A 5,468-nucleotide genomic window follows, 5' to 3' on the forward strand; every position below is an offset into this window, starting at 1 on the left:
TTTTCGTATGCAGTGTCTATGCGACAGACACTGCGCTCTTAGCATGGGGCAGGGAATAACCAGGCTATTTCTCCATGCACAGGCCAATTATGAAAGAGGAGAGGCTTAAGTTCTTGAACCCTGAACGAATAACGACTACCAGAAAAGCACTTCGCATCACTCAGACATGATTTAACATAATATACATTATGCGCAGTAACATTGTAGTAGCTAAATTGAGATGTCCGTCTCTGACTAAATAGACATGTCCGCGCTACAGTCTCACCACAGCGATCACTGCTTTCAAAGGATGGGACTCATGACGGCATACGGAACGGAGTAATCGGCAACTGATGCCGGGCCTCGCTGAGCGTGCACTGCTTATTATCCGTGAACGTGCCGCCAAGAACCGCGGTTTGTGCCGGACGCACAACGCCTAACCCAAGGCAACCAAGCTGCATGTCGCCTCCTCCAACGACCACCGGAGTGCCCGCCTTCAGACCGCAGAGTTCCGCCGCTTGTGAACTTACCACGCCCAGCAATGTGCCGGTTTCTTTGACAGGAGAAAGAATATCGGCACGCAGGCCAGCCATATCCAGCAATGCAGGTTTCCAGGCACGGGTGGTTAGATCAAGATTTCGTTTGGTTCGACCATCGGCCTCTGCGCCATTGCATTGGGCGTACTGTTTCAAAGTGGTGTGCCGATGCCGCTGGCGATACTCCTGACCTTACTGCTCGGCGCATTGTGCGGGCTGATCAACGCCGGATTAATTATCTATACCAAAGTTAACCCGCTGGTGATTACGCTTGGCACGCTGTATCTGTTTGCCGGAAGCGCTCTGCTGCTTTCCGGTATGGCCGGAGCGACGGGGTACGAAGGTATTGGTGGATTCCCGATGGCGTTTACAGATTTCGCTAACCTGGATGTGCTGGGACTCCCCGTTCCGCTGATTATCTTCCTGATATGTCTCCTCGTTTTCTGGCTCTGGCTGCATAAAACCCATGCCGGACGTAATGTGTTTTTGATTGGGCAAAGCCCGCGCGTGGCGCTTTATAGCGCGATTCCAGTTAACCGCACCTTATGTGCGCTCTATGCCATGACGGGGCTGGCGTCTGCGGTCGCCGCTGTGCTGCTGGTATCGTATTTTGGTTCAGCACGTTCCGATCTCGGTGCGTCGTTTCTGATGCCCGCCATCACCGCCGTGGTGCTTGGCGGGGCCAATATTTATGGTGGTTCCGGTTCCATTATCGGCACCGCCATTGCGGTTTTATTAGTGGGATATTTGCAGCAAGGTTTGCAAATGGCAGGAGTGCCAAATCAGGTGTCCAGCGCCCTTTCCGGTGCGCTGCTTATCGTCGTTGTCGTAGGTCGTTCCGTTAGCCTGCATCGCCAGCAAATTAAAGAGTGGCTGGCGCGTCGGGCCAATAACCCATTGCCATAAAGGATATCTTCATGACACTTCATCGCTTTAAGAAAATCGCCTTACTTAGCGCTCTTGGCATTGCCGCAATCTCTATGAATGTGCAGGCCGCAGAGCGTATTGCATTTATTCCCAAACTGGTTGGCGTGGGATTTTTTACCAGCGGTGGCAACGGCGCACAACAAGCGGGTAAAGAGCTGAGCGTTGATGTGACCTACGACGGGCCGACAGAACCCAGTGTTTCTGGTCAGGTACAGTTGATTAATAACTTCGTCAATCAAGGTTATAACGCCATTATTCGTTTCTGCGGTTTCGCCTGATGGCTTGTGTCCGGCACTGAAACGCGCCATGCAACGTGGTGTGAGAGTGCTGACCTGGGACTCTGATACTAAACCGGAGTGCCGCTCTTACTACATTAATCAGGGAACGCCCGCCCAGTTGGGAGGTATGTTGGTGGATATGGCGGCGCGTCAGGTGAATAAAGACAAAGCCAAAGTCGCGTTTTTCTACTCAAGCCCCACCGTTACGGACCAAAACCAGTGGGTGAAAGAAGCGAAAGCGAAAATCGCCAAAGAGCATCCAGGCTGGGAAATTGTCACTACGCAGTTTGGCTATAACGATGCCACTAAATCGTTACAAACCGCAGAAGGAATATTAAAAGCGTATAGCGATCTCGACGCCATTATCGCCCCCGATGCCAACGCCCTGCCCGCTGCCGCACAAGCCGCAGAAAACCTGAAAAATGACAAAGTAGCGATTGTCGGATTCAGTACGCCAAATGTGATGCGCCCGTATGTAGAGCGCGGCACGGTGAAAGAATTTGGACTGTGGGATGTGGTTCAGCAAGGCAAAATTTCAGTGTATGTCGCGGATGCATTATTGAAAAAAGGATCAATGAAAACGGGCGACAAGCTGGATATCCAGGGCGTAGGTCAGGTTGAAGTCTCGCCAAACAGCGTTCAGGGCTATGACTACGAAGCGGATGGTAATGGCATCGTACTGTTACCGGAGCGCGTGATATTCAACAAAGAGAATATCGGCAAATACGATTTCTGATGTGCATTACTTAACCGGAGTAAGTTATGGCAGATTTAGACGATATTAAAGATGGTAAAGATTTTCGTACCGATCAACCGCAACAAAATATCCCTTTTACCCTGAAAGGTTGCGGTGCGCTGGATTGGGGAATGCAGTCACGCTTATCGTGGATATTTAATCCGAAAACGGGTAAAACTGTGATGCTGGCCTTTGACCATGGTTATTTTCAGGGGCCGACTACCGGACTTGAACGCATTGATATAAATATCGCCCCGCTGTTTGAACATGCCGATGTATTAATGTGTACGCGCGGCATTTTGCGCAGCGTAGTTCCCCCGGCGACCAATAAGCCGGGGGTACTGCGGGCGTCAGGTGCGAACTCTATTCTGGCGGAATTAAGTAATGAAGCCGTGGCGTTATCGATGGATGATGCCGTGCGCCTGAACAGTTGCGCGGTGGCGGCGCAGGTTTATATCGGCAGCGAATATGAACATCAGTCGATCAAAAATATTATTCAGCTGGTCGATGCCGGAATGAAAGTGGGAATGCCGACCATGGCCGTGACTGGCGTGGGCAAAGATATGGTGCGCGATCAGCGTTATTTCTCGCTCGCGACTCGAATCGCCGCTGAAATGGGGGCGCAAATTATCAAAACCTATTATGTCGAAAAAGGTTTTGAACGGATTGTTGCCGGATGTCCGGTACCCATTGTTATTGCTGGCGGTAAAAAATTACCGGAGCGCGAGGCGCTGGAAATGTGCTGGCAGGCTATCGATCAGGGCGCTTCTGGTGTGGATATGGGGCGTAATATTTTCCAGTCTGACCATCCGGTGGCGATGATGAAAGCCGTACAGGCGGTGGTTCACCATAACGAAACGGCTGATCGGGCATATGAACTCTATCTGAGTGAAAAACAGTAACTGCGGATTTAAGGAGAAGAATTATGCACGTCACACTGGTTGAAATTAACGTTCATGAAGACAAGGTTGACGAGTTTATCGAAGTTTTTCGCCAGAACCACCTGGGCTCTGTACAGGAAGAAGGTAATTTGCGCTTCGATGTCTTACAGGACCCGGAAGTGAATTCGCGCTTTTATATTTACGAAGCCTATAAAGATGAAGACACAGTGGCATTCCATAAAACCACGCCTCACTACAAAACCTGTGTCGCGAAACTGGAATCTTTAATGACCGGGCCGCGTAAAAAACGTCTGTTCAATGGGTTGATGCCGTGAGGCTACAATTGGGGTAACGCGCTGACGGGAGTAAAAAAATGTCTGACTGGAACCCCTCTTTATATCTGCACTTTTCCGCTGAACGATCGCGTCCGGCGGTGGAGCTGCTTGCCAGAGTGCCGCTGGAGAATGTCGAATATGTTGCCGATCTTGGCTGTGGCCCAGGTAACAGCACCGCCCTGCTGCATCAACGTTGGCCTGCGGCCAGGATAACAGGCATCGACTCGTCTCCGGCGATGATTGCTGAAGCGCGCAGTGCTTTGCCAGACTGCCAGTTCGTGGAAGCAGACATCCGCAACTGGCAACCGGAACAGGCACTCGATCTGATTTTTGCTAATGCCTCACTGCAATGGCTGCCCGACCACTACGAATTGTTTCCTCACTTGGTTTCTTTACTTAATCCGCAGGGCGTGCTGGCAGTACAGATGCCAGATAACTGGCTGGAGCCGACCCATGTGCTCATGCGCGAAGTTGCTTGGGAACAAAACTACCCGGATCGCGGGCGTGAGCCGTTGGCTGGCGTTCATGCTTACTACGATATTTTGAGCGAAGCCGGATGTGAGGTCGATATCTGGCGAACCACTTACTATCACCAGATGCCGTCGCACCAGGCGATTATCGATTGGGTGACCGCCACTGGATTACGTCCGTGGTTACAGGATCTGACCGAGAGCGAACAGCAGCTTTTTCTTACGCGCTACCATCAGATGCTGGAAGAGCAGTATCCACTGCAAGAGAACGGACAGATACTGCTGGCATTTCCGCGTCTGTTTATTGTTGCCCGCCGTACGGAGTAATTATCACGTCAGCTGGTAATGACGATCGGGAAGAATTTTTGCTGGAATTTCTGCTTCATCGTTCATCTGTAACAGGTCAATTTCAATAGCGTTGCAGATGGCATCCAGCGGTAACTCATTGTTTTCAGTACCGAACGGATCTTCCAGTTCTTCCGCCAGACAATCCAGCGAAATAAAAGTGTAGGAAATCAGCACAGAGATAAAAGGCGTCATGTAATGCAGGTCCACGACCAGCGCGAACGGCAGCATGATACAAAACAGATAAACGGTACGATGCAAAATCAGGGTGTAGGCAAAGGGAATTGGCGTGTAGGCAATGCGCTCACAGCCTGCCAGAACCGCTGAAATATCATTAAGCCGATCGTTGAGGCTAATAAACAGGATATCTGAAAGCTGTCCATTGCGGCGCTGAACCGCCAACCATTCTCCCATTATTAACAAGATACGGTTAGCTGGAGAGTTCGAAGCCAGTACACGCTGAAGATCTCCAGTCTTGAGATAATGAGCCAGCACTTCCGCCTGTGGCTGTTTGCGTAATGTCATGCGTAAACAGTGGGCGAAGGCGATTTGCAGCCTGGCAAACTCCCTTACACTTGCCGAATCCGGCAATGTCGTTTTTACCTCTCGCAGTAACGACCGTGAGGCAATCATCAACTGCCCCCAAAGTTTTCGCGCTTCAACGTAACGGGCGTACCCGGCATTATTACGAAAACCAAGAAAAATGGCGATGGCGACACCGAGAATGCTGAACGGTGCGAGGGTGAATTTGATGCCCAGATGCGTGTACCAGGGCAGCATGAATATAACAGCAATAGAAAAGAGAAAATTGAGTAGTAAGCGCGAGGATATCTTGGATAATACTGAGCCGTGCCAGACAAAAATACGGCGCAGCCAGTGTTGTTGTGGACGAACAATCATGGTTATCTTCAGGCGTGGAAAAGTCGCCCTATTAAACGTGATTACGATCACATTCTCAAGACGCTACTTACAAATTACCTA

4 protein-coding genes and 3 pseudogenes are annotated in these 5,468 nt (G+C 50.5%); 5 read left to right on the forward strand and 2 right to left on the reverse strand.

Translation table 11 applies throughout. The annotated features are described in order from the left end of the window. Positions 1-371: 371 nt before the first annotated feature. A pseudogene (locus tag ACUU1I_RS19400) lies at positions 372-614 on the reverse strand (FGGY family carbohydrate kinase); the annotation flags it as partial. Between ACUU1I_RS19400 and ACUU1I_RS19405 the strand changes: the two are divergent. From ACUU1I_RS19405 to tam, 5 genes and pseudogenes are all read left to right on the forward strand, one after another. Next, positions 609-1,421, forward strand: a pseudogene (locus ACUU1I_RS19405) (ABC transporter permease subunit); the annotation flags it as partial. The pseudogenes ACUU1I_RS19400 and ACUU1I_RS19405 overlap by 6 nt on opposite strands. Positions 1,422-1,432: 11 nt before the next feature. Next, positions 1,433-2,456: pseudogene (lsrB, locus tag ACUU1I_RS19410) on the forward strand (autoinducer 2 ABC transporter substrate-binding protein LsrB). A gap of 26 nt (positions 2,457-2,482) precedes the next feature. After that, a complete protein-coding gene (lsrF, locus tag ACUU1I_RS19415) occupies positions 2,483-3,358 on the forward strand; it encodes a 3-hydroxy-5-phosphonooxypentane-2,4-dione thiolase (RefSeq protein ID WP_000774195.1) in 876 nt (291 codons plus the stop codon). Between the two features lie 23 nt (positions 3,359-3,381). After that, positions 3,382-3,672 carry a (4S)-4-hydroxy-5-phosphonooxypentane-2,3-dione isomerase gene (gene lsrG, locus ACUU1I_RS19420; RefSeq protein WP_000558531.1) on the forward strand — a complete coding sequence of 97 codons (291 nt, stop codon included), beginning with the start codon at positions 3,382-3,384 and terminating at the stop codon, positions 3,670-3,672. A gap of 38 nt (positions 3,673-3,710) precedes the next feature. Beyond that, entirely contained in the window at positions 3,711-4,469 is a 759-nt protein-coding gene (gene tam / locus ACUU1I_RS19425; protein WP_001286595.1) for a trans-aconitate 2-methyltransferase, read from the forward strand. A gap of 3 nt (positions 4,470-4,472) precedes the next feature. Here tam and ACUU1I_RS19430 read toward each other — a convergent pair whose 3' ends face one another. Continuing rightward, positions 4,473-5,387, reverse strand: a complete 915-nt coding sequence (locus ACUU1I_RS19430) for a bestrophin family protein (RefSeq protein WP_005068147.1) — start codon at positions 5,385-5,387, stop codon at positions 4,473-4,475. Positions 5,388-5,468 lie beyond the last annotated feature (81 nt).

It is taken from the genome of Shigella sp. SIG3, from assembly GCF_053555855.1.

What these genes read in the sequence shown, in the direction of transcription:
- ACUU1I_RS19430 (WP_005068147.1), bottom strand. Translation starts at nt 5,387, where the DNA reads ATGATTGTTCGTCCACAACAACACTGGCTGCGCCGTATTTTTGTCTGG.
- lsrG (WP_000558531.1), top strand. Translation starts at nt 3,382, where the DNA reads ATGCACGTCACACTGGTTGAAATTAACGTTCATGAAGACAAGGTTGAC.
- lsrF (WP_000774195.1), top strand. Translation starts at nt 2,483, where the DNA reads ATGGCAGATTTAGACGATATTAAAGATGGTAAAGATTTTCGTACCGAT.
- tam (WP_001286595.1), top strand. Translation starts at nt 3,711, where the DNA reads ATGTCTGACTGGAACCCCTCTTTATATCTGCACTTTTCCGCTGAACGA.